Below are 23,582 nucleotides of genomic sequence, written 5' to 3'. Positions count from 1 at the left end.
AGCATAGCCTTTTGCTACTATGCGGCTGCTTTTGATATATATACCCGTATGCTACGCAATGATTCGTTCGGCCTTGACCGAGGGTCTCCTCATCACATCGGACACATACAAGCATTGTCTCTATACTGTTGTCTTCTCTTGTAATTTTTTTTCTCTTTCAATATGTCAAAGAACTCTTTTTCTCAGATAGGAGATATTAGATCTGAGATATTAGACCCTGTATGGCCTGTTATCTTTCTCTGTAATTCCTTCCAAAAAACGTGGAGAATAACGGATTCGAACCGTTGACCCCCTGCGTGCAAGGCAGGTGCTCTAGCCAGCTGAGCTAATTCCCCTTTTTTTTAGATATGAGATGTTAGATTATAGATATGAGATCCCGTATGTCGCCATACTGTTTATCCTATCTCATCCCTCAGATCTTTTAAGTAGTCCCGAGCAGATTTGAACTGCTGACCCCTACATTATCAGTGTAGTGCTCTAACCAACTGAGCTACGGGACTAGCTATTCTGTTCATCTCTTCTCTCAGGGACCGCTCCATTAGGGGCGGGCACTTTCTTCTGATGTTTTTTCTTTTTAGCAGTGAGACTTCCTTATGCGTAAAGGATACCCTCTATGTCGCCATAAAGTTATCCGGGTACTCATATCTCAATTCTCAGTACTATCTGCAATCATATGTAACGTGACGAGCACCGGTCCGCGATACTCTAGAAAGGAGGTATTCCAGCCGCACCTTCCGGTACGGCTACCTTGTTACGACTTAGCCCCAATTATCGGTTTTACCCTAACACGCTCCTTGCGGTCACATGCTTTAGGTACCCCCAACTTTCATGGCTTGACGGGCGGTGTGTACAAGGCCCGGGAACGTATTCACCGCGTCATTGCTGATACGCGATTACTAGCGAATCCAACTTCATGGGGTCGAGTTGCAGACCCCAATCCGAACTGTGAATGGCTTTTAGAGATTAGCATCATATTGCTATGTAGCTGCCCGCTGTACCATCCATTGTAGCACGTGTGTAGCCCCGGACGTAAGGGCCATGATGACTTGACGTCGTCCCCACCTTCCTCACTGTTTGCACAGGCAGTCTGTTTAGAGTCCCCACCATTACATGCTGGCAACTAAACATAGGGGTTGCGCTCGTTGCGGGACTTAACCCAACACCTCACGGCACGAGCTGACGACAGCCATGCAGCACCTAGTTTCGTGTCCCGAAGGACGGATGCGTCTCTGCATCCTTCACTAACTTTCAAGCCCGGGTAAGGTTCCTCGCGTATCATCGAATTAAACCACATGCTCCTCCGCTTGTGCGGGCCCCCGTCAATTCCTTTGAGTTTCACCCTTGCGGGCGTACTCCCCAGGTGGATAACTTAACGCTTTCGCTGGGACGCTGGCGTCTATCGCCAACATCGAGTTATCATCGTTTAGGGCGTGGACTACCAGGGTATCTAATCCTGTTCGATCCCCACGCTTTCGTGCATCAGCGTCAATACCAGCTTAGTGAGCTGCCTTCGCAATCGGAGTTCTAAGACATATCTATGCATTTCACCGCTACTTGTCTTATTCCGCCCACTTCAAATGGATTCAAGCCCATCAGTATCAAAGGCACTGCGATGGTTGAGCCACCGTATTTCACCCCTGACTTAATGGGCCGCCTACGCACCCTTTAAACCCAATAAATCCGGATAACGCTCGGATCCTCCGTATTACCGCGGCTGCTGGCACGGAGTTAGCCGATCCTTATTCTTCCGGTACATTCAGCCAGGTACACGTACCTGGGTTTATTCCCGGACAAAAGCAGTTTACAACCCATAGGGCAGTCATCCTGCACGCGGCATGGCTGGTTCAGGCTTCCGCCCATTGACCAATATTCCTTACTGCTGCCTCCCGTAGGAGTCTGGTCCGTGTCTCAGTACCAGTGTGGGGGATTCTCCTCTCAGAGCCCCTAGACATCGTCGCCTTGGTAAGCCGTTACCTTACCAACTAGCTAATGTCACGCGAGCCCATCTCTATCCTATAAATATTTAATAACCAGACGATGCCGAATAGTTATATTATGCGGTGTTAATCTCTCTTTCGAGAGGCTATCCCCCTGATAGAGGTAGGTTGCTCACGCGTTACGCACCCGTGCGCCACTCTCACCAATGGTAGCAAGCTACCACCGGATCCCGTCCGACTTGCATGTATTAGGCCTGCCGCTAGCGTTCATCCTGAGCCAGGATCAAACTCTCCATTGTAAAATGAAGTTTTTGATTCCAACTATTTACATAATCAGAATTCTTTTTTTATATCTCTGATCTTGGACCGAATTGAACCAATTCTTGAATTTGTTCATGACTTTCGTCTCCTACTCGTCACGCTTACATGATTGTGTTTTCTTAAAGAACTTTTTGCGCTTCAACTTCCGTATCCGCTATATTCCGATGGGCATTGCGCCCGTCTTTATCTTTTTTGTTTTTCCCTCCGTTTCCGTTGGGACTGCAAAGGTAGAAATCTTTCCCGAACTTCCAAAAAACTTTTGAAGTTTTTTTTCTTTTTCTTTTTTCGGTTTCTGCGCTTAACTCCCGTTAAACCCTTCTTTTTTCATTGGCTCCCTCTTTCGAAGCAACCGTTCCTCCCTTGCGGAGTGGTGCAAAGATAGGGAGTTTATTAACAAACTTCCAAGCCTTTTGTTCTTATTTATTTCATTTTACCCCTAACTCGCTGTAACGGTGGCTGATTGTTTTTGCAGAACAGGGTCCAGGAAGCCTAAAATGGAGAACCGTGTACCGGAGAAAGGACATGGCAATGCAAAAACAACCCTATGGGCATGGGTTTACCGTTATTTACAGTATCCCGGTGCCCTGACGGAGGATTTCGGGTCCTTTCCGGAACGGAAATCGGAACTCAGGCGTGGCGGATGCCGTGGAAAAGAAAAGGGAATCGAGTACAGGTGCGGAGACGGTGGATCGGAAAGGTCAGCGAAGCAAGGTCTGGGATCAGATAACAGTAGACCTCCAGAGGAACTAGAGCGCAGCCCGGCCGGATAGACAAAAGACCAGAACCGGAAAACTCCCAATGAGCCGGATCACCCCGGTTAGGGAGACCGAATCCTGGGCAGGCATAAAAGCCGTAGCCCGGCAGTCCGTGGGGGCCATAGCAAAACAAGGCAGAAGCAGCAACAACAATGCCGATAAAGATCCAATGTTTAGTTAGGGTTTACTTAGGTTTTGTTTAGGTTTAGTTTAGGTATTCTTTAGGTAAAAGCTAAGCAACACCTAACTAAATCCTAACCTAAGTCTAGCTTACTTCTAAACTATTATAAAATCAATACTTGAACAGATCATAACATGACTAAAAGCGGAGGTGCGACATGAACGATCCCAAATCCAACCTCTCTAAATTCACTTGGACCAACCAACCATTTCGGTCGCGATCAAACCCGATTCGCAGGCGAACAGTGCCCGAACCGCAGCCAAAAGAAATTGATATAAGCTAACAACGCGTAAAATTCAGTGGAAACGCAGTTTTTTGATGTTGAAAAGTCAAAAATCATGAATTAAGCCGTATATTCGGATAAAAGAAATATTTAATCACCATCCCCGATTTTGAACGAACTTTTCAAAATTTACCAGCTTGATGCGAATGAAGCACTACGCATCCAAGAATCGAAAAACGAAATACATCAACATGATTTCGAAGAACTGATTATTGGTGTCAAAGGACAATTAAAACATTTTATCGATTTTAAAGCGGAAACCTATACAGCTCCGTTCATCAGTTTTGTCGCGCAAGGTAAAAATCATCGGGTAACACCTCTCCTATTGGACCAAGAGATCGACTTGTGGGTAATCAGATTTAAAAGCGAATTCATTCCCGAAACGACCTTCCAGCTCTATGCGCATTTTCACGAAAATGCGACATTGACCTTTTTTCAGCCCTCCTGTTTTTCCAGGTTGGTGATTTTGTGCCAAATGATGCAACAGGAAACGCAACAAGCCGTAGCTGACTATGCGGTAATTAAGCAGTTGTTAAGCACAATATTTATTATGATAGAGTCTGAGCGAAAAAAACAATTTCCTGCCACACAACAACAATTAAAAAACCAAAGTACAACATTCACCAGTTTTCTATCTATACTGGAAGAAAATTATCGACGACCGGAGGGCGTTAACTATTACGCGGAAAAACTGTTTATGTCTGCCCGCAATTTAAATCTGATCTGCCAAAGTATATTGCAACAAAGTGTATCGGAGATCATCGAAACAAGAAAACTGATAGAGGCCAAAAACCTGTTGCTAACAACAAATAAGACCATTTCAGAAATAGGTTTCGAATTGGGCTATCAGGAAAAAGCTTATTTCACCAATGTTTTTAAGAAGAAAGCTGGGATGACCCCATCTGAATTTAGACATGAAATTCAGAAGCTGATTTCCGAATAATACAACAATTTGGCTAAAAAACAATACCTGATACCGTTCCAGACCACCTAATTTTGTACGAATAATTAACGCTATTCGTATCATTCAAATGCGTAGAAAGGATTTTATCAAAATTATGGCAACACTCCCCCTATCAGGCATAGCAGGCCCCGCAAGTTCATTACGTAAATTTTCTACTGACCTTGCTGCTACAGACAAATTTCCGGTTCTTTTTTTAGGACACGGAAGCCCCATGAATGCCATTGAAGACAATGAGTTTGTCCAAGGGTTCAGAAAAATAGGACAGACATTCGAAAAACCGAAAGCAATCTTAGTGATCTCAGCACACTGGGAGACACGTGGAACATTTGTTACGGCCATGGAGCATCCGGCTACAATCCATGACTTTGGTGGTTTCCCGCAAGCTTTGTTTGACGTGCAATACCCTGCCCCCGGAAGCCCCTCATTAGCCCAGGAGACAAAGCGCATCGTCACAAAAACAGCGGTTCATCTAGACGATAAATGGGGCTTGGACCATGGCTCCTGGTCTGTTGTCAAACACCTGTACCCCAATGCTGATGTCCCCGTTATTCAGATGAGTATTGACTATACCCAGCCTGCTTCCTATCATTATGAAATTGCGCAACAACTGGCGGAACTACGGAAAAAAGGCGTCTTGATTATTGGAAGTGGAAATATGGTCCACAACCTCAGGATGGTTGCCTGGGACAAACTCAATACAACAGGATATGCTTACGAGTGGGCTACCCTTGCCAATGATAAGATGAAAAAGTTTATTCTGGATGGCAATCATCAGGCTTTAATTGATTTCAGGCAGCAGGGAAAAGAGTTTGATCTGGCCATCCCTACACCGGAGCACTATCTTCCTTTAATCTATAGCCTGGCTTTACAGGAAAAAAATGAAGATTTATTTTTGTTCAATGACAATTCTGTAGCAGGCTCCCTCACCATGACCTCATTAAAAATCGGATAATGAAAACAACGGGATTTCTTATGGATGTTTTGACGGTAGCACAGAGATCGGTACATTTGTCTTATAGAATGCATAATCGCTTAATTTAAATCATGGCAACGAAACCTGTTATCGAAATCGAGTACTGTCCAAAATGCAATTGGATGTTGCGTGCTGCCTATATGTCCCAAGAAATCCTGAGCTCGTTCACAGAAGATATCCATGGGGTCCTGCTTATTCCAAGTGAAATTTCAGGCCGCTATACCATACGCATAGACGGCAAAGAAATCTTCGATCGAAAGAGAGCCGGCCGATTCCCGGAAATAAAGGAGCTAAAACAATTGATCCGGGATATTGTCGCTCCTGAAAAATCATTGGGACACTCGGACAAAACTTCCTAGCATTCTTTCAATATAGCATAAATCGGATTTTATAAACTTCTTCTTCTTAGCACCTTTGTGTACACTAAATGGACAATCATGACTATTCAACAAGAAGTAGATTTTCAACGTATCGCCAAGGCAATACATTTCTTGCAGGAAAATTTTAGAACTCAGCCCACATTAGGGCAGATCGCTTCCCATGTCTACATGAGTGAAGCTCATTTTCAACGGATGTTTACCTCTTGGGCAGGAACAAGCCCAAAGAAATTCCTGCAATATATCAGTTTAAATCACGCAAAATCATTATTGAAAGAAAACAATATTGCAGAAACCACCTTTCAGCTGGGTCTTTCAAGTAGTAGCAGGCTGCACGAACTCTTTATCAATATCGAAGGGATGACACCCGCTGAATACAAGAATGAAGGCGCCAACTTACTCATTTCTTATCATTACTATGAAACGCTTTTTGGTCCTATCATTATCGCTTCTACCTCAAAGGGCATTTGCCATATTGCCTACGAAGAAGATAAAGACGCTGCGCTCAAGACACTCCAAAAGCGTTTTCGAAACGCCAAATTTATACAACAAGGAGATATCATGCACGAAAATGCATTAAAAGCACTAAATCCACAGGATAATGACATCGGTCAGGTGAAATTGCACCTCAAGGGGACGGAATTTCAATTGAAAGTATGGGAAGCACTATTAAAAATTCCGATGGGTAATTTAAGCACTTATGGTTCAATTGCTTCTCAAATTGGCAATCCCAAGGCTTCACGCGCAGTGGGCACTGCTGTTGGCAGCAATCCGATTGCGTATCTGATTCCCTGTCATCGGGTTATTCAAAACAGTGGTATATTTGGCGGTTATCGTTGGGATCCGATGCGGAAAACAGCGATGATTGGTTGGGAAAGCCTCCATGCCGCAATATAAAAAAACAAAACGGCAAGGATATCATGGAACTCTTCGACAATCTTTTTGATGGAAACAAAAATATACTACCCTATGATGGGACAGTCAATTACTACGGCAAAATACTAGATCAGGCCCAAGCAAATCACTATTTCGACAGGTTAATGGATTCCATCGAATGGGTAAATGATCGCGCTATTATTTTTGGAAACGAAATTATCACCAAACGCAAAGTTGCCTGGTACGGCGAGCAGGCCTTTGAATACAGTTATTCCAACACCACAAAAAGGGCTCTCCCTTGGACAAAAGAACTTCTCGAGCTAAAAGCACTTGCTGAATTGAAAACGCAGGAAACCTATAATTCCTGCTTATTAAATCTATATCACAATGGTGACGAAGGCATGGCCTGGCATAGTGACGGAGAAAAAGACCTGAAAAAAAATGGGGCAATTGCTTCTTTAAGTTTTGGAGCCGAAAGAAAATTTGCGTTCAAACATAAAACCACAAAAGAAAAGATAGATCTTATTTTGGGAAATGGTAGTCTCTTGGTCATGAAGGGCTTCACACAGACCTATTGGCTGCATCGGCTACCCCCTACAAAAAAAGTTTTTAAACCACGTGTCAATCTTACTTTCCGAACCATCGACAATTTCCTTTAAAAACATCTGAATCATAAATGCAGTTATTTAAACCGAATTATATACGTCGTGAGGAATATCAGTACAACATTTATGACTTGAGCAAGCATAAACTTTATCGGGTGAGCAATTGGATCAATCTCTCCTGACGCAGCGAATGATCCAATTGAATTGATACATTAGTTTACTGCTTCCCAAACGTTATCTTTGGCTGTGTAATCCATGAAAACACCCCCATCCAGCGTAATCTTTTTTATCTTCTTAGGTGATGACCAGGTAATTGTTGCCTGTTTTTCATTGGGCTGCCAAATCGAAGGCGTCTGATGTTTTGTTTCCAAAGTCCCGTCCGCATAGGTGATCAAGACATCAAAAGGAACGGCAAATCCGCCAACATTAGCGATCGACAGGGTATTTTTATTGTCAGCTTGCTTTAGGCTATCCACCTTTAAATCAATATAATTATTGGTAAAATACCAGTTTTTCCAAAACCAATTTAAATTCTGACCCGCTCCAGCATTGATGCTGTAAAAGAAATCCCATGGTGTCGGGTGCTTACCATGCCATAGATCCATATAATGATGTAACGCTTTTTTGAACTGTGTATCGCCAAGATAATCCCGCAGCGCGATATACGATAAGGCGGCTTTGATATAGGCATTATTCCCATACCCCAGACCATTCAGTTGTGAAGTCATCGTAATCAATGGCTGGTCCTCCTCGGTCGATGGATCGAAGATATATCGTTTCACACGCGAATCTTTAAACAGCTCCTTATTCTTTTCGGCGCCAATCTCTGCATTACCGATCCAAAATTCCAGAGCCGTAGCCCAGCCTTCATCCATATACCCATATCGGGTCTCGTTAATCCCCATATAGAAAGGGAAATAGGTATGGGCGATCTCATGATCCGCTGTTTGTCGGGCATCAACCAAATTATCGGGCACACTCGAATCATTGATCATCATCGGGTATTCCATATCCGCAAATCCCTGTACTGCTGTCATCGTGGGGTAGGGATAGGTCACTCCGGGCCAGTTTTTCGAAAACCATTCAATACAGTATTGCTGCCAGCCAATGTACTGTTCAAAATCGGGCGCACCGGCAACATAGCTGGATTGTACACTGACACGTTTCGTTCCCAAGTCTACACTGCCCGCATCCCAAATATAATTGTCACTCACACTGAAACAAAAATCAGGAACATAAGTCGCTTTAAATTTCCATTTGTTCCATTCCTGTTGTACCGTCACCTTGCCCATTTTCATCTCGGAGGCTGTAGCAACATGGATAGGTACATCACTCTGTTTCGATTGCTCAAAGCGTTCTAAAATAGGCTTCTGCAATACTTCCGCCGCATTCTGAAGCTCGCCTGTAGCCCATACAACAAAATTTTTAGGAACAGCAATTTCAAACTGATAATCATTAAATCCATTGTAAAACTCCTGTCGACCATTATGTTCCAAAACATCCCAGCCATTGTAATCATCATAGACAGATACACGTGGATAGGAATAAGCGCAATAGAAGGTAGACGCATTGAGCATACCATCACGATCGCTCTCAACCGATAAAGGATACTCCCAGCTGATCGCTAGGGTCGCCACGGTACCGGGGAGTATTTTCTGTCCAAAATCACCAAGTTTCACTGTGCCCCAATCCGCACTATTTACCTCATAAACCTGTCCGTTGAGCGTGAATGATTTTATTTTCAGTCCCGAGGTCAAATAATCATCCGAGGCATAGTTAGCACGCACGGCATTGGGCTTGTGCACATTATTCACAAATCGGATAGCCAACTGCTTCAGTGTATCAGGGCTGTTGTTGGTATATAAAATTGTCTCATTTCCACGAACAGTCCTCGTCGCAGGATCCAATTGTACCTTGACATCGTATTTTCCAAAGTTTTGCCAGTAATTTTTACCGGGCTCTCCGGTAGTGGTTCGTGTACCTTTTTCAATGGCTTGTTTAATATTTCTGGGTGTATAGAGTTCCTGCGCGTGTGTCAAGCCTGTCATCAATAGTAAAGCCAAACCGCAGCGATATATGTTTTGTCTGATCATATCTCCGAATTAAATAATCAAAACTAAGATAAATTTGCGCTTATTTCCAAGTTTAATTACGGGATTCTCCCTTACTGCCAAAAATATTCCGCCCGCACCGTTGAGCCGTAACCCCGGATCATTCATCCGGACCGATAGCCTTTACACGCTTATCCGTTTATGCCAATATCAATGTTTTACGGAATTGGCTTTGCCCGATTAGAAAACATTTTAATATTTTTGACGTTTAAATCTAAGATAAACCCGAAGGTATGCAGCGACTATTACGTAATCACTATTTATTCACTTTCTGTTTTTTAGTATCGTGCCTACTGCTGATATCCAATACGCTTGTAGCTCAATCTGAAAGCGAAATAGATTCTGCTTCATTCTATAAAAAACAACGCGATTCGATTTTGGCAAGCCAATATGATATATCGGACTTAATCGGTCGCATTATTCACCCTAAACGCAAAAAGGAACGATCGAGCAAACGTTCTCCGATTACGCTAATGCCTAATATCGCCTATAACCCTACGATCGGTGGACAGATCGGTGTCAAAGCCGTTGCGGGGAAAATATTGGGGGACCCAAAAACGACAACTATGTCAATTGCGGCAACATCAGCGTCCATCACGACCAAAAACATTATGGTCTTCTACATCAGCCATAATGTGTTTACCCCAAACAATAAACTGAATTTTCAAGGAGCTTTCGCTTTGGTCAAAATGGTTGCATTGGATGCGGGTTTGGGTATGACTCCTTACGGCAAATGGAACAATGAAGAAGAGGAAATACTTGCGAATCCCGAACATAAAAAATATGGTGCCAAATACAATGCCTTTACGTTTAATGAGAAGGTCTACAAAAAGGTTGCCGATGATTTGTTTCTAGGAGCTGGATTAGCATTCGACCTTCGTCGAAAGATAACAAGCAGTGGTCCTAACGGGAATATTACACCAAATACCATTTACACGGAAAAACATGGTTTTGCCCCAGATAGCTATAATTCAAACGGACTGTTGCTAAATATGCAATACACCACCCGTGATAACCCCAACAGACCTTATAAGGGAATCTATTCGGATATAGGTCTGCGATGGAATACAACCTTACTGGGCAGTAGCAAAAGTGCCGTCCAACTCACGACTGACTTTCGTAAATACTTTAGTGTATCGCAATCCGATCCGGCACATGTGCTTGCATTCTGGTATTGGGGTTCCTATAAGCTGGGGGGTGTCCTCCCTTACTTTGATCTGCCGGGGACAGGAAGGGATGCCGCTGTAAGAACAGGCCGTGGCTATACAATTGGTTATTTTAAGGGGATATCTTTTGCCTACGCAGAAACGGAATATCGCTTTCCAATTTTAAAAAACCGTTTTTTGAGTGGTGCAGCATTTTTTAATCTCCAAAGTGCAAGCGATGAATTAGGGACAAAACTTTTTGAAAGATGGCAACCGGGAGGCGGCGCAGGATTACGCGTCCTGTTTAACAAAGCCACCCGGACAAATCTCTGTTTGGACTACGCCATAGGAAAATATGGATCCCGTGGATTTTTCCTCGGATTGAATGAAGCGTTTTAATTTAATGGAAAGCAGCAAGACTTCTTTTCTATAAAATCATTAAATTAGCCGATATTGTAGCTTCACCTAAAATCCGATAGGCGGGGTCTCCCATTGAAGATAAATACGCATGAATTTACAGACGATTTTTCTATACTTTTTGCTTTTTGGATTCGCTTCCTGCCAGCAGACAATTCAATCTAATTCTCAAAATATCCCGACAAAAGATAGTGCGGTCAACAACCAAAATCGGCAGGTGGCTGAAAGCCCCCGTATAGTGAAACCTCTACTTGATACATCTACCTATGCTAATCCGCGAACCGAAGAGACGGCTAATCAGCAACGACAACAGCTCGTCAAATTGGCTGATGAGGGGCTCTTTGAAAAATTACATCTAAAGTTGCTTAAGGACCTTGCAGAAAACCAAAAAAATTATTTCGAAAGCCATACAAACCTCGATTTGCTGGCTCACACAAATGGGGATATCTTTGGCAACAAGGAAAATGATGTTGCTTATGTCGTTTATGATAAAGAAAAACATCAAATTGAAATCATTCTTTTTGACCAGCAGAGCAAACGGTTTAAAACATTGTATCAAGATGTACATGTATCCAATTTATTGCAACAATCCGATTGTTACTATACCAATGGCACAATAGATTATAGCATTGCCGCCGAACTGATCTATCAGGAAGACTATATCCGTTCGAGTCAATCAAATTACTTGATCGATGACAAGGCATTCTCCATTGATGATATCTCAAAAAATAACAACATCGATCTGAAACGGGGATGCCTCAGCAAAGATTCGAAAAATAGCATGGCTAATACCTTGTGTATACCGACAAGTTCAGTATATGCGAATTATCAATGCCTAAAATACAATAAGACCAAAGAGATTTTTGAAATTTACTTTAGCCAAGAATTTGCGGACTAGCCGATCGAACCATTAGCCATGAAAAGAAATTACGTACTCGCCGCCCTTTGTCTATGTGGCAAATTATATGCACAGACTACTGACAGCACCAACAATAGGCTTGAACAAGTGGAGATTAAAGCTTATTTTACTAAACAGCCTTTATTAAAACTAACCTCATCGGCGGCTGTGTTAAGCCAGCAACGTTTACAATCACAGCAATCGCCGGCGCTTGTCTCCGTTATGAATACGGTGCCCGGATTACGTATGGAAGAGCGTTCCCCGGGGAGTTACCGACTGGCACTGCGTGGCAGCATGCTGCGTTCTCCGTTCGGTGTACGTAATGTAAAGATCTATCTGGATGACTTTCCGCTCACAGATGCAGGTGGAAACACTTATTTAAACCTGGTCGACCCTTACACGATAGACCAGATCAATGTTTTGAAAGGTCCTGATGGTTCCATTTATGGTGCAAACTCCGGTGGTGTAATTTCACTCTACAGCAAAGGTTATAATACCCTGACCGAGCCCGAAGTCAACCTACAGCTAACAGGAGGTTCGTATGGGTTATTTCAACAGCAGCTCAATGCCATGCTGCCCATAAAGCAGAAACAACAGTTGGCCATCAATCAAAGTTGGACGCGTAGTGACGGGTATCGACAGCATTCATCTTTGAATAAGAAGAACATTCAGCTAAACTACAATTGGCAATATGCCAAACATGCTGAACTAAAATTTACAGGGTTTTACACTGATCTGGGCTATCAGACTCCCGGCGGCCTGACTATTGCACAAATGGATAACGATCGACGGCAGTCCCGCCCCAAAGCTGGGCCAAACCCAAGTGCGGCTGAACAAAAAGCAGCAATCTACGATAAAACATTTTTCGGAGGTCTGAGCAACCAAACGAATATCAGTTCCAATTTAACCTTATTTGCCAGTGTTTTCGGTTCATCCAACCAAATTAAAAATCCTTTTATCACAAATTATGAAAAAAGGGATGAGAAAAATCTGGGGACGCGACTATATCTATCCTATGTCGACCGGGTCAGCAAAAACTTAAAGTATGAACTGCAATTTGGTTTAGAAGCACAAAAAGGCTGGTACGATATTGACAATTATGATAATAACCAGGGGAATATAGGTAATCCGCAAGCGAAAGATAAATTGGAAAACAGCCAGCAATCATATTTTGCACGCACACAGTTATCTTGGCTGGAACGCCTTCAGGTCGAATTATCTGTCGGACTCAATGAGAACAAAATCGCTTATCAACAGCGCTATCCTGTAGCCCAGGCGGATAAAGCACACATCGATTTCGGGAATACCTGGATGCCACGGGCAGCTGTTTCCTACCAGGCTACAGCAACTTTCGCCCTTCGGGCCTCGATCTCAAAAGGATTTTCTGCGCCGACAATTGCTGAAGTACGCTCATCCGACAATATAATTAATAACGAACTCAAGCCGGAGACCGGCACCAACCATGAATTTGGTGTTCGATGGCATTTGTGGAACCGTCGAGTTATTTTTGATGCCTCAGTGTACAGTTATCAAATGAATGATGCCATTATTCGACAAGTACGTGAAACGGGAGCAGAATATTTTCAGAATGCAGGAAAGATAGACCAAAAGGGAATCGAAGCCTCTATATTGACCTACTTGATGACTCCAAAATCTTCGGGGATTATCCGTAGTTTACAGGTGGGGAGCAATTTCTCGTTAAATCATTATGCTTTCAAAAATTATAAGGTAGGAGATAAAGATTATAGTGGCAACAAACTAACAGCGGTACCGAAAACAGTTTGGGTCAATACCTTAAATGCCCTTTTTCCCTACCAAATTCGATTGGATCTTCTTTCGAATTTAACCGCCGCAATACCATTGGATGATGCCAATACAGTCTATGCCAACCGCTATCATCTTTTACAGGGCAAAATATCGTGGAGTAAAGCGATAGGTCAAGGATATCAGCTCAATCTCTTCGTCGGTGCCGACAATTTGTTGAACCAAAAATATAGTCTCGGCAATGACATCAATGCTTTTGGTGGCCGATATTTCAATCCTGCTCCCCTGCGAAATTATTATGGCGGTATGAGTTTTCATTTTTAATCCCCTGATATATGGAGTTCCATCAATATACGTTGACAACAATAGATTTCGGTTCAGTAAGCCGTTATTCTTATTTTTCTTGGATGGATAGTGCCCTGGCAAATATTCAAGTCAATGTCGTGGAGATGGAATTCAATCAGGCGACCTTTCAGGTCCTCGAAAATTACAGGGATTTCCGGGTGATGGTTATCTACAGGTCACCTGTAACTTCGCTTTTCTGCAATTGTGGGGAGACAGGTTTCTGTAGTCACCAGAAAGCGACATTGACAAGGCTATTCGGACAAGAAAACTGGTTGTCTTTTTTTGACTTTAACCGGTATCGAAATCTTTTAAAAAAGATTGCTGTACAATATGGTTTAGAACATGAGCCCTTATTGGAAAACTATTTTTCGGCACATATTAAAGATGCAGCGCTGCAATTTGTTCTCAAAGATAAACACCTGACATCCATAGATGATTTTGATCTCCTTGAACCACAAACAAGACCCGCTAAAATTCACAGTGAACAACTGCATAGCTTCATTGTACTGACACGTAATCGCTATTATAAACAATTACAGGTCCTGCTATGTCAGGCACCCCTGTCAAAATCGGGCACGCCGAAAAACCCAATTTCCACAGTGGAGAGCCAATCACGGATCTGGCAAACAGACTCCATTGACGAAACCCAGTTTTTTGCAGCGATCAGCCAATTGGCTCAACCCCTACAACAGACAGATACACCCATTGGCCGAAGTCTGCGGGCCATTGCCAAGAATCCTTTGGCCCTGGATTTTTTCCTTCATGATTATGAAAAAGCAGAAAATATAACGGCCACTTCCTTATCTCCGATTCAAATCGGTCTCAGCAAAGGCGAAATCAAACTGCTGATCGAACAGCGCGGTTCCTTTTATTGCATTAAAGGAGAATTATCCATTCATGGCATTACCTACGAACTACAGGATCTGACTATTCTTTTTGATCATTTTATCGCCATAAAAAAGTACCTATATCTTGTTGAGAATAAGCTTCATCTCAAACTGATTCGTTTGTTTGGAAACAAAGGAAATGAGCTGCGTATACACCGGAATAAGTTTAAAGAATTTAACGAATTATTCCTGGCCCCTCTGGCCAATTCGGTTGCGTTAAATTTTAAGGATATCCCCAAGGCGAATAAACCGCAACTGAAAGAAAACCTCTACTATCAGGATATGCAAGCACTTATCTTCCTGGAGGAATCGGAAGATTTTGTAAATATCATTCCTGTCATGCGTTACGGTGATGTTGAGGTTCCGATCCTGAGTAAAAGAAATATATTTGGAACAGATGCGAAAGGATCCCAATTTTTGGTAGAGCGGAAAAAAGAGGCTGAAACAAAAGTCATCTCACTGCTGCTCAAGCAGCATACTTATTTTCAGGAGCAATTGGATGATGATAGTTTTCAACACCTTTATTTACACCGTAAATATTTTCTCGATAAAAACTGGTTTTTAAATGCATTTGAAGAGTGGCACCAACACGGAGTCCAAATCATTGGTTTCAATACCATACGAGGCAATAAACTGAGCAGGTTCAAAGGCAAAATACAGATCGAGGTATTAAGTGGACAAAATTGGTTTAATGCCAATATTCAAGTCAAATTTGGTCCCAAAAGTGTCTCGCTTAAGAAACTGGAAAAAGCAGTCCGCAACCGTTCCCAATTTATTCCCCTGGACGATGGCACACTTGGTGTCTTACCTCAGGAATGGCTGGAAAAATTTGAGGCCTATTTTAATGCTGCGGAAGTCATTGAAGACGAACATCTTCAGATTCCCAAATTCAAGTTTAATGAAATCGACCAGCTCTTTTCCAACGAAGAGATCGATCATGCCGTATCCGTCGAGATCGACTATTTAAGAAATCAGCTCTCCACATTAGCAAGCTACCCGCCGGTGCAATTACCCGACATTTTTGTCGGCGATTTGCGTCACTATCAGCAGCAAGGGGTACAATGGCTCAACTTCTTGGACAAATTAAATTTTGGTGCCTGCCTGGCGGATGACATGGGGCTGGGAAAGACAGTTCAAATCCTGGCCTTTCTGGCCACTCAAAAAGCAAAAGGCATAACGACACCAACATTGCTGGTTCTCCCTACGACGCTGATTTTTAACTGGAAGCGCGAAATTGAGCAGTTCTTACCTTCTTTTAATACACTCGTCCTAGAGGGGCCAAACCGACGCGACATAAGCGAGCAGTTTGAAGAACTGGATATCGTGCTTATTTCTTATCATAATCTACTGACCGACATCAATAGGTTAAAGAAACTGACCTTCAATTATGTTATACTCGATGAGTCTCAATATATAAAAAATCCGGATTCACAGCGGTACAAAGCGGTAAATTTACTGCGCGCTCGAAATCGTATCATACTAACAGGAACACCTATTGAGAATAATACCATGGATTTGTTTGCGCAGCTTTCTTTTGCCATTCCGGGTTTATTTGGAAATAAAAAGTACTTTAAAGACGTCTATACGACGCCAATTGATGCTTTTCACGACCGCAAAAGAAAGAAGATGCTAAAGGAAAAAATAAAACCCTTTATCCTTCGAAGAACAAAACGGGATGTATTGGATGATCTTCCCGCAAAAAATGAATTGGTACTCTATTGTGAAATGAAAACCGCACAGCGACGGATATATGATCTCTATGAAAAAGAATTTCGGGAGTTTATCTCTGCTAAAGATGGGGATGAAATCAAGAAAAGTCCGATGCACGTCCTGAAAGGTCTGACCAAATTACGACAGATCTGCAATTCCAGTAAATTGCTCCAGAGCGAAGATTTAACGTCTGCCGAAGATTCAGCAAAGATTGAAATGCTGATCGAGCAAATCCAGCATAAAAAAGATCAGCACAAAATCATCGTGTTCTCGCAGTTTGTCAGCATGTTGCATCTGATTAAAGAAGCGTTGGATAAAAATGGAATACCGTCGCTCACCCTCACCGGTCAATCGCGAAACCGGGGACAGCTTGTCAGTGATTTCCAATCGAACGAAGATAGCCGGGTTTTTCTGATTAGCCTCAAGGCCGGAGGAACGGGGCTTAATCTCACTGCTGCGGATGTGGTTTATCTCGTTGATCCCTGGTGGAATCCGGCAGTGGAACAACAGGCGATTGATCGTATCTACCGTATTGGCCAACAAAAGAATGTCACCGCAGTACGTCTGATCAGTCCAAATACCGTTGAGGATAAAATTCAGGCGCTTCAGCAGCATAAAAAGGAAATCAGTAGCACTATTCTTGAGGATGGAGGAAGCTTAGATGCTTTTTACCTTGATAAGGATTATTTACTTAAGATTTTACGGTAGGATTTATTGCCTTACAGCTTTTTAATTTAGTTATTCAGTTATCTGATAATTTGCTTTCTATATTTCGAGTCAATTATATATTTTACTCCTTTAGCATCTACAAAAACAGGCTTACCCTCATATCGTTCATCGGTCTGTTTGTCCAAAGCAACGCGGTATAATGCACCTGAACGCGAAGAAGAATACCTGATATCTCCTTGATGTCTACTACGTGCAACAACCACATTAGAAAGATCAACAGACGCCGCATCTACTTTATCCATCGTTTGCTCCTTTGCGACAGCCTTTTTACCTTTATCAGCCGTTCGTTCCAAACTAACGACATTAGATTGCATGTTTACAGGAAAAAAAGGATCTATCCAGCGATTTACAATAGGGAAATTTTCATCCCAATTATTTAAGGAAGTAAGCTGCTGACCATTTACTCTACTTGCGAATACAAAAATTGGCAGTAAAAATAAGCAGCGTCTAAAGAATATCAATTCAACTCTCAGCATATCTTTTTTACTTATGCCTAAAACACTTCCAAATAAAATGCCACACACCTATTCCCGTCATATCTTTAACATATTTTTAACGATCACCGTACGTTAGTTTGATATTTAACTGTTTTATATTTAACTTTGTTTTATGAAAAATGAATCGCCCAATCCGGTAAAACCCCTAGTGGATGCTATCATCTCGTTAAGAACGAGCTTAAAACAATATTATATCCAGAAAATAAAGGAGCAACAATTGGATATCACCTATGAGATGTTGCAGGTATTGGCAACCCTTTGGAAAAAGGAACGCATGAATCAACAGGATATCGCTGTTGCGATACAGAAAAACAAAGCGAGTGTCACTCCGCTGATAGACAATCTTTGCAAACGTGACCTGGTAAAGCGTGTGAGTGATCCTAATGACCGTAGGAACAACTTAATTGAACTCACGTCAAAAGGCGATGCGTACAGGGAATTATTGAATCCTGTACAACAAGATCTTTATCAGGCGATCCTAAAGGAAATCACGCCCCAAAAAGTATCGGAGATCACTGAGCTTTTGGAAAAATTGACTCTGATCATTGATAAACAGTAAAAAATAAATATGATGTACGAAAAATAATACTTTTCCGTACAGGACGAATAGTAAAAATGAGCCATGAATAGTTCAACATTAAGTGAGAAAGAAGTTAAACGAAGAAGAAGAATATGGGCGATCAATAGTGTATCAGCGTTAGTTATTGTCGTAACGATTGTATGGGGGATTATGGTTTTCTTTCACATCAATGAATCTGTTTATACGGATGACGCACAAGTAGATGCCCATATTACACCAATCAATTCAAGAATCAGCGGCTATATTAAGGATATACGTTTTGATGAACACCAAAAAGTACATAAAGGCGACACACTTGTGATTATAGACGATTCAGAATATCGCATCTTGCTACAGAATGCCGAAGCCAGCTTAGCGGATGCAAAAGCCAATAAGACCATAGCACAATCGGGAATCGCCATTGCCAATACTGGTACGGCCATCGCCAATGCCAATATTGAGGAAATGAAGGCCAGGCTGGACAATATGGAAGCCAATTACAACAGGTACGCGAGTCTGGTAAAAGACGAGGCAGTGACCCGTTACCAATTTGACCAGGTAAAATCGGAGTATGAAGCCATGTCGGCCAAATACAAAGCATTGCTTGCACAGCAACAAACGTCCAAACTCAACAGCCATGAATCCATACAAAAAGTATCCGTCAACAATGCTTCATTGCTTAAGGCCGAATCTGCGATAGACTTAGCCAAACTGAATTTATCCTATACCGTAATAACTGCTCCTTATGATGGGGTATTGGGCAGACGGAATATCGAAGAGGGACAGTTGGTGCAAAATGGTACACCACTGGTCAACATCGTCCGTGATGAACAGAAGTGGGTAACGGCAAACTACACCGAAAGCCAAATGAAAAACATTACAATGGATAAAAAAGTCAATATAGAAATTGATGCGTTGCCAGGAAAAACCTTTGAAGGTAAAGTAGTCGCAATATCTGAGGCAACTGGATCCAAGTATTCGGCTGTTCCTGTCGACAACGCTACGGGAAACTTTGTAAAAGTACAGCAACGGATACCCGTCCGTATCAATTTCACGGCATCCAACTCCAGACGGGATATGGATCTTCTCCGCGTGGGCATGAATGCTATTATACGTATAAAGTAATCATGAAAGACCGTATTTTCAGAGATTGGCTGAGCCCAACATGGGAACTATTCTTTTTGTTCTTGCTCAACATTATATTTTCCTTCAATAACGGAATCCCATCGTCGGTCAATACTTATGTCATGAACGGTTACGCCGGCATAAGTGCAGATCTCAATATGGCAACATATTGCTATTATGCCGGTATGGTCTGTGCAATTCCATTAGTGTTTCGGTTGATTAAGCTTCTTCCCAAAAAAACGATACTGATTGTTTCCACCATTGTTATCCTTTTTTCAAATGCGATTTTGGAACATGCCAACAATGGCATCAATATCTGTATGGCTACGTTTTTTATTGGAAGTGCCAAAATTATCGTCACCATGGCCATTATCGGGGAAATGATTCCTTTTCTGATGCCGCGTGGAGAACGTTACCAGCTTTATGCAGTTTATTACCCGATGACAATGATCTTTCCGGCAATAGCAAATTATATAGCCACTATTTTCGCAACAACATTCTACTGGGAAACTGTATTTCTATTCCAGAATATATTATTGGCTATCGGTTTATTGCTATGCATTATTTTTATGAAATCGTCTAGTTTCAAAAAAGTACCTCTTTACCAGTATGACTGGTTTGGGAGCATATTGTTTTGCATTTCCCTGCTGAATATGGCGTATTTTAGTACTTATGGATTAACACAAAACTGGTTTCACTCCAAATTGATTATACTGACAGGAGCTGCGGCAATTTTATTCCTTGCTCTCTTTATAAATAGAAGTGTTATCATCCGAAAATCGCTGATGAATTTTGAGGCCTTTTCAACGCGAACTTTGCCCATATCCGTCGGAACGATCTTTCTATTCGGAATTTTTTACAGTTCCACATCCTTATATAGCTCACTATTGGGAATTACACTTGGTACAAACCCATTGGAGATCGCAAAGGTAAATACTTACGTCATTCCCGGATACCTTATCGGTGCGCTGATTTCGTATGCATACTTTAAGTTTACCAAAAAATGTAAATTCATCTTGGCTTTTTCCGCTATCTGCTATGCTTTATCTTCTTTTTTCTTTGCACAGATTGCCGGTCTACAGGTACATACCACCCTATTTTACCTACCTATGATTTTAAGAGGGATCGCTGTGATTACATCGTACATTGGCATAGGCGTATATATGGCGGGTAATATCCCAAATAAATATTACTTATCTGGATTGGTTTTTCTGATCCTGACCCGTTCGTTCTTGGTGCCCGTTGTGTGGAGCAATACTATTGCCAATTGGTATTATCGTCAACAGGTCATTAAAACAGGCAATTTGGCTAACATCATAGATAACACGAATAGCCTGGTTTTACAATCAGCCAATATCGGCAAATCGGTACAAGTACAAGCCTCTTTGCTTGCCATTCGGGACAGTTATAACGGATTGTTTATTGTGGGATTGATCCTCGTATTCCTCATTTTGGTGTTTCCTTATCATTCTTCCCCTACCAGACGCATTTTCAACTGGAAAAGAAAAAATACAACAAAAGAAGCCCTACAGATTCCGGTCGCTTAATCTTAACTGATATAAATCTCTGTAATATACCGAAACACGATACGTTGGGAGATCGCATATTTTTCAAACAACGAGCGAAGGTCATCGTATAAATTTTTATTCTCCGTCCCCTCTTTAGGAAAATAAGAGGATGATCTTACCCTTCCCAAAAAGGATTTCAAGTCAAATACTTGTTGGTTAGGCAAGGATACCTTCGTCATTGGTCTATCGGCAAAAAAACTACGAAGGTCCGCATCGGTTATATTTTTATGACTGACAGATTGATAGCTGGGAATATGATTGTGTAAAAATTGTTCATATTCCTTTTGGAAAGCATCTTCCGGATCACGTTGATTCCAGGCCAGCACAATATGACCGTTTTTTGTAAGAATGCGATTAAATTCTTTGAAACAGGCGGTCCGATCGAACCAATGAAAAGATTGTCCGGCGAAAATTAAATCTACACAACCGGACTCGATAGCGGTATCTTCAGCCGTGGCGTTCAATGCAATTAAGTTCCGGTATGTTTTAAAATGGTGCACCAAAGATTCACGCATCTCCCTGTTGGGCTCCAGAGCAAAAACATCATTTCCATTTTCTAAAAATAACTGAGTGGATAAGCCGGTACCGCTGCCGATATCTGCCACCAGCCAGCTTTTATTCAGACCTATCTTTTCCTGAAGAATCTGAATAATTTCTTTGGGATAATTGGGTCTGAATTTTTCATAATCCACAACCCTGTCGGTGAATCGCTCAATACTATTTTTGCTCATATCAGATTTGCTATAGCTAATCGATTATATCTTCATCTCTGAAGCTATAATATCCATTGTCCGTAAAGATCAGGTGATCGTTCACCCTAATATCCATAATTTTTGATGCTTCGACAATTTTTTGCGTCAGAATTCTGTCAGCATTACTCGGCTGCAAAGTCCCTGAAGGATGGTTGTGAATCAGTACAATAGAATGCGCTTTTATTGCAAGGGCATTTCTCAGAATAATTCGGACATCGACTGGTGTAAAATCATTTCCACCGCGGCCGATAAGCTGTTGATCCAACAATTTGCATCCCGTGTTCAGATAAAGTGTCCAAAATTCCTCATGGGGTAAATCCTGTAGGATTGGTTTCATAAAATCATACACACGCTTGCTGCTATTTAAAATCTTCTTTTCCTCTGCCGGAGATTCTTTCTTGCGCCGCGCCAGCTCCAAGGCTGCAATAATCGATATGGCCTTGGCCTCACCAATACCTTTATATCGACTCAATTCATTGACTTCCATCTTGGAAAGTGTATCCAGGCTATTGTTGGCATCCGCTAAAATACGTCGGCAAAGTCCTACGGCACTTTCGTCCATTGAACCAGATCCGATCAGAATAGCCAACAGCTCCGCATCGGAAAGGGCCCTTCGTCCCTGATTCAATAATTTCTCGCGGGGACGGTCGGCCTCGGACCATTCCCTGATAACTAATTTATGCAGATTTGACATTGTTTAAACTATAACCGGCTAGCTAACATAAATATATAAAATATTTCGCATTATTTTTGAGATCAAATTCCTACAAATAACGTGATTTTAAAAAAATGGAGATTGGGATTTACTTCGCATTTCACTCTGAAACATTATCTTTGTATTTCATAAAAATTTTTGAACATGAGTAAAGCGATTATTAAAACAGAAAAAGGCGACATGACTGTGCAATTCTACACAGCCGATGCTCCAAATACAGTAGCAAATTTTATTAAACTTGCTAAATCAGGTTATTACGACGGATTGGCTTTCCACCGTGTTATTCCTGATTTTGTTATTCAAGGTGGTTGCCCAAATTCACGTGAAGGTGCTGCAGGTATCCCCGGAACAGGTGGCCCCGGTTATAAAATCGATTGTGAATTAACTGGTGAAAATCAATACCATGACAGAGGTGTATTGTCAATGGCTCACGCTGGTCGCAATACAGGGGGTTCTCAATTTTTCATTTGCCACAGCCGCAATAATACAGCTCACTTAGACCGTAACCATACCTGCTTCGGAAAAGTAATCGAGAATGTTGATGTGGTAGACGATATCAGACAAGGAGACCGTATTTTATCAATTGAAGTAATCGAAGATTAATTCTTGGAGATTTAAAAAAAATTAAGATGAATTTAAGAGCATTAGTATCTGTAACTGGTAAACCAGGATTGTTCAAATTGGTTGGACAAAACAAAGGCGGTTTTATTTTAGAAACCCTTGATCAAGCAAAAATTAAAACTGTGGTAAGTTTGTCTTCGACAAAAATGGCAACATTGGAAGATATTACCATTTATGGTGACGAAGAGGAAATCCGTCTTTTGGATATCTTCGAAACCATTAAAGAAAAAGGTTTGACATTACCTGACACGAAATCAGACGGCGCTACATTGCGGGATTTCTTCCGTGAAGTTGCTCCAGGCCATGATGAATCTCGTGTATACACATCAGATATCAAGAAGGTAATCACTTGGTACAACATTATCAAGGAATTCCCTTTATTTGAAGAAGAAGCACCAGCTCCTTTGGTATAATCCAGCTAGCCGGATAAAAAAAGCCCCGGAAACGAGTTTTCCGGGGCTTTTTTA

Annotated in this window: 20 protein-coding genes, 2 tRNA genes and 1 rRNA gene; 16 read left to right on the top strand and 7 right to left on the bottom strand. The window is 41.8% G+C overall.

Annotated elements, in window-relative coordinates:
• Positions 1–261: 261 nt before the first annotated feature.
• The 3 genes from G6053_RS05905 to G6053_RS05895 all read right to left on the bottom strand — a co-directional run bounded on the left by G6053_RS05905 (position 262) and on the right by G6053_RS05895 (position 2,236).
• A tRNA-Ala gene (locus G6053_RS05905) sits at positions 262–335 on the bottom strand.
• A 91-nt stretch (positions 336–426) separates the two neighbouring features.
• A tRNA-Ile gene (locus G6053_RS05900) sits at positions 427–500 on the bottom strand.
• A gap of 209 nt (positions 501–709) precedes the next feature.
• Positions 710–2,236 (bottom strand): 16S ribosomal RNA (locus tag G6053_RS05895).
• Positions 2,237–2,752: 516 nt separating this feature from the next.
• Between G6053_RS05895 and G6053_RS05890 the strand changes: the two genes are divergently transcribed.
• From G6053_RS05890 to G6053_RS05860, 7 genes are all read left to right on the top strand, one after another.
• Positions 2,753–3,028 carry a hypothetical protein gene (locus tag G6053_RS05890; protein WP_165305776.1) on the top strand — a complete coding sequence of 92 codons (276 nt, stop codon included), beginning with the start codon at positions 2,753–2,755 and terminating at the stop codon, positions 3,026–3,028.
• A gap of 28 nt (positions 3,029–3,056) precedes the next feature.
• Positions 3,057–3,194, top strand: coding sequence for a hypothetical protein (locus G6053_RS05885; protein WP_165305775.1), 138 nt, complete (start codon positions 3,057–3,059; stop codon positions 3,192–3,194).
• A gap of 392 nt (positions 3,195–3,586) precedes the next feature.
• Entirely contained in the window at positions 3,587–4,420 is an 834-nt protein-coding gene (locus G6053_RS05880; protein WP_165305774.1) for an AraC family transcriptional regulator, read from the top strand.
• Between the two features lie 115 nt (positions 4,421–4,535).
• Complete coding sequence (ygiD, locus tag G6053_RS05875; protein WP_206531873.1) at positions 4,536–5,393, top strand: 4,5-DOPA dioxygenase extradiol; 858 nt, start codon at positions 4,536–4,538, stop codon at positions 5,391–5,393.
• Between the two features lie 92 nt (positions 5,394–5,485).
• Positions 5,486–5,773: a SelT/SelW/SelH family protein gene (locus G6053_RS05870; RefSeq protein WP_108636909.1), complete on the top strand. Its 288-nt coding sequence runs from the start codon at positions 5,486–5,488 to the stop codon at positions 5,771–5,773.
• 78 nt (positions 5,774–5,851) lie between these two features.
• Positions 5,852–6,688, top strand: a complete 837-nt coding sequence (locus tag G6053_RS05865) for a methylated-DNA--[protein]-cysteine S-methyltransferase (protein WP_165305773.1) — start codon at positions 5,852–5,854, stop codon at positions 6,686–6,688.
• A gap of 23 nt (positions 6,689–6,711) precedes the next feature.
• Positions 6,712–7,326, top strand: a complete 615-nt coding sequence (locus G6053_RS05860; RefSeq protein WP_165305772.1) for an alpha-ketoglutarate-dependent dioxygenase AlkB — start codon at positions 6,712–6,714, stop codon at positions 7,324–7,326.
• A 158-nt stretch (positions 7,327–7,484) separates the two neighbouring features.
• Here the strand turns inward: G6053_RS05860 and G6053_RS05855 are convergent, their stop codons facing one another.
• A complete protein-coding gene (locus G6053_RS05855) occupies positions 7,485–9,365 on the bottom strand; it encodes a M1 family metallopeptidase (RefSeq protein WP_165305771.1) in 1,881 nt (626 codons plus the stop codon).
• Positions 9,366–9,616: 251 nt separating this feature from the next.
• Here G6053_RS05855 and G6053_RS05850 point away from each other — a divergent pair, with 251 nt between their 5' ends.
• From G6053_RS05850 to G6053_RS05835, 4 genes are all read left to right on the top strand, one after another.
• Positions 9,617–10,927: a BamA/TamA family outer membrane protein gene (locus G6053_RS05850; RefSeq protein WP_165305770.1), complete on the top strand. Its 1,311-nt coding sequence runs from the start codon at positions 9,617–9,619 to the stop codon at positions 10,925–10,927.
• A 109-nt stretch (positions 10,928–11,036) separates the two neighbouring features.
• On the top strand, positions 11,037–11,843 hold the full coding sequence (locus G6053_RS05845) for a hypothetical protein (RefSeq protein ID WP_165305769.1): 807 nt from the start codon (positions 11,037–11,039) through the stop codon (positions 11,841–11,843).
• 18 nt (positions 11,844–11,861) lie between these two features.
• Positions 11,862–13,931, top strand: a complete 2,070-nt coding sequence (locus G6053_RS05840; protein WP_165305768.1) for a TonB-dependent receptor — start codon at positions 11,862–11,864, stop codon at positions 13,929–13,931.
• A gap of 11 nt (positions 13,932–13,942) precedes the next feature.
• Positions 13,943–17,257 carry a DEAD/DEAH box helicase gene (locus tag G6053_RS05835; protein ID WP_165305767.1) on the top strand — a complete coding sequence of 1,105 codons (3,315 nt, stop codon included), beginning with the start codon at positions 13,943–13,945 and terminating at the stop codon, positions 17,255–17,257.
• Between the two features lie 38 nt (positions 17,258–17,295).
• On the opposite strand, the gene G6053_RS05830 is transcribed toward G6053_RS05835, so the two are convergent.
• Positions 17,296–17,754 (bottom strand): hypothetical protein, encoded by a 459-nt coding sequence (locus G6053_RS05830; protein WP_165305766.1) that lies wholly within the window; start codon positions 17,752–17,754, stop codon positions 17,296–17,298.
• 133 nt (positions 17,755–17,887) lie between these two features.
• Between G6053_RS05830 and G6053_RS05825 the strand changes: the two genes are divergently transcribed.
• From G6053_RS05825 to G6053_RS05815, 3 genes are all read left to right on the top strand, one after another.
• Positions 17,888–18,334: a MarR family transcriptional regulator gene (locus G6053_RS05825; protein ID WP_165305765.1), complete on the top strand. Its 447-nt coding sequence runs from the start codon at positions 17,888–17,890 to the stop codon at positions 18,332–18,334.
• Positions 18,335–18,397: 63 nt separating this feature from the next.
• The gene (locus G6053_RS05820; protein WP_165305764.1) at positions 18,398–19,459 is read left to right on the top strand and encodes an HlyD family secretion protein; all 1,062 of its coding nucleotides are present in this window, start codon (positions 18,398–18,400) and stop codon (positions 19,457–19,459) included.
• A gap of 2 nt (positions 19,460–19,461) precedes the next feature.
• Complete coding sequence (locus tag G6053_RS05815) at positions 19,462–21,006, top strand: MFS transporter (RefSeq protein ID WP_165305763.1); 1,545 nt, start codon at positions 19,462–19,464, stop codon at positions 21,004–21,006.
• A 2-nt stretch (positions 21,007–21,008) separates the two neighbouring features.
• On the opposite strand, the gene G6053_RS05810 is transcribed toward G6053_RS05815, so the two are convergent.
• Both G6053_RS05810 and radC read right to left on the bottom strand, forming a co-directional pair.
• The gene (locus tag G6053_RS05810; protein ID WP_165305762.1) at positions 21,009–21,758 is read right to left on the bottom strand and encodes a class I SAM-dependent methyltransferase; all 750 of its coding nucleotides are present in this window, start codon (positions 21,756–21,758) and stop codon (positions 21,009–21,011) included.
• Positions 21,759–21,774: 16 nt separating this feature from the next.
• Positions 21,775–22,473, bottom strand: a complete 699-nt coding sequence (radC, locus tag G6053_RS05805) for a DNA repair protein RadC (protein WP_165305761.1) — start codon at positions 22,471–22,473, stop codon at positions 21,775–21,777.
• Between the two features lie 165 nt (positions 22,474–22,638).
• Here radC and G6053_RS05800 point away from each other — a divergent pair, with 165 nt between their 5' ends.
• Both G6053_RS05800 and G6053_RS05795 read left to right on the top strand, forming a co-directional pair.
• Positions 22,639–23,097, top strand: coding sequence for a peptidylprolyl isomerase (locus G6053_RS05800; RefSeq protein WP_104385786.1), 459 nt, complete (start codon positions 22,639–22,641; stop codon positions 23,095–23,097).
• Between the two features lie 26 nt (positions 23,098–23,123).
• Positions 23,124–23,528: a DUF5606 domain-containing protein gene (locus tag G6053_RS05795; RefSeq protein WP_104385787.1), complete on the top strand. Its 405-nt coding sequence runs from the start codon at positions 23,124–23,126 to the stop codon at positions 23,526–23,528.
• The last annotated feature ends 54 nt before the right edge of the window (positions 23,529–23,582 follow it).

The organism is Sphingobacterium sp. DR205, from assembly GCF_011064245.1.
Taxonomy (GTDB): domain Bacteria; phylum Bacteroidota; class Bacteroidia; order Sphingobacteriales; family Sphingobacteriaceae; genus Sphingobacterium; species Sphingobacterium athyrii.
This window is presented reverse-complemented; position numbering and strand designations above follow the sequence as displayed.

Coding starts and splice junctions, on each gene's coding strand:
- G6053_RS05890 (WP_165305776.1), top strand. CDS start 2,753: ATGGAGAACCGTGTACCGGAGAAAGGACATGGCAATGCAAAAACAACC.
- G6053_RS05885 (WP_165305775.1), top strand. CDS start 3,057: ATGAGCCGGATCACCCCGGTTAGGGAGACCGAATCCTGGGCAGGCATA.
- ygiD (WP_206531873.1), top strand. CDS start 4,536: ATGGCAACACTCCCCCTATCAGGCATAGCAGGCCCCGCAAGTTCATTA.
- G6053_RS05870 (WP_108636909.1), top strand. CDS start 5,486: ATGGCAACGAAACCTGTTATCGAAATCGAGTACTGTCCAAAATGCAAT.
- G6053_RS05865 (WP_165305773.1), top strand. CDS start 5,852: ATGACTATTCAACAAGAAGTAGATTTTCAACGTATCGCCAAGGCAATA.
- G6053_RS05860 (WP_165305772.1), top strand. CDS start 6,712: ATGGAACTCTTCGACAATCTTTTTGATGGAAACAAAAATATACTACCC.
- G6053_RS05855 (WP_165305771.1), bottom strand. CDS start 9,365: ATGATCAGACAAAACATATATCGCTGCGGTTTGGCTTTACTATTGATG.
- G6053_RS05850 (WP_165305770.1), top strand. CDS start 9,617: ATGCAGCGACTATTACGTAATCACTATTTATTCACTTTCTGTTTTTTA.
- G6053_RS05845 (WP_165305769.1), top strand. CDS start 11,037: ATGAATTTACAGACGATTTTTCTATACTTTTTGCTTTTTGGATTCGCT.
- G6053_RS05840 (WP_165305768.1), top strand. CDS start 11,862: ATGAAAAGAAATTACGTACTCGCCGCCCTTTGTCTATGTGGCAAATTA.
- G6053_RS05835 (WP_165305767.1), top strand. CDS start 13,943: ATGGAGTTCCATCAATATACGTTGACAACAATAGATTTCGGTTCAGTA.
- G6053_RS05830 (WP_165305766.1), bottom strand. CDS start 17,754: ATGCTGAGAGTTGAATTGATATTCTTTAGACGCTGCTTATTTTTACTG.
- G6053_RS05825 (WP_165305765.1), top strand. CDS start 17,888: ATGAAAAATGAATCGCCCAATCCGGTAAAACCCCTAGTGGATGCTATC.
- G6053_RS05820 (WP_165305764.1), top strand. CDS start 18,398: ATGAATAGTTCAACATTAAGTGAGAAAGAAGTTAAACGAAGAAGAAGA.
- G6053_RS05815 (WP_165305763.1), top strand. CDS start 19,462: ATGAAAGACCGTATTTTCAGAGATTGGCTGAGCCCAACATGGGAACTA.
- G6053_RS05810 (WP_165305762.1), bottom strand. CDS start 21,758: ATGAGCAAAAATAGTATTGAGCGATTCACCGACAGGGTTGTGGATTAT.
- radC (WP_165305761.1), bottom strand. CDS start 22,473: ATGTCAAATCTGCATAAATTAGTTATCAGGGAATGGTCCGAGGCCGAC.
- G6053_RS05800 (WP_104385786.1), top strand. CDS start 22,639: ATGAGTAAAGCGATTATTAAAACAGAAAAAGGCGACATGACTGTGCAA.
- G6053_RS05795 (WP_104385787.1), top strand. CDS start 23,124: ATGAATTTAAGAGCATTAGTATCTGTAACTGGTAAACCAGGATTGTTC.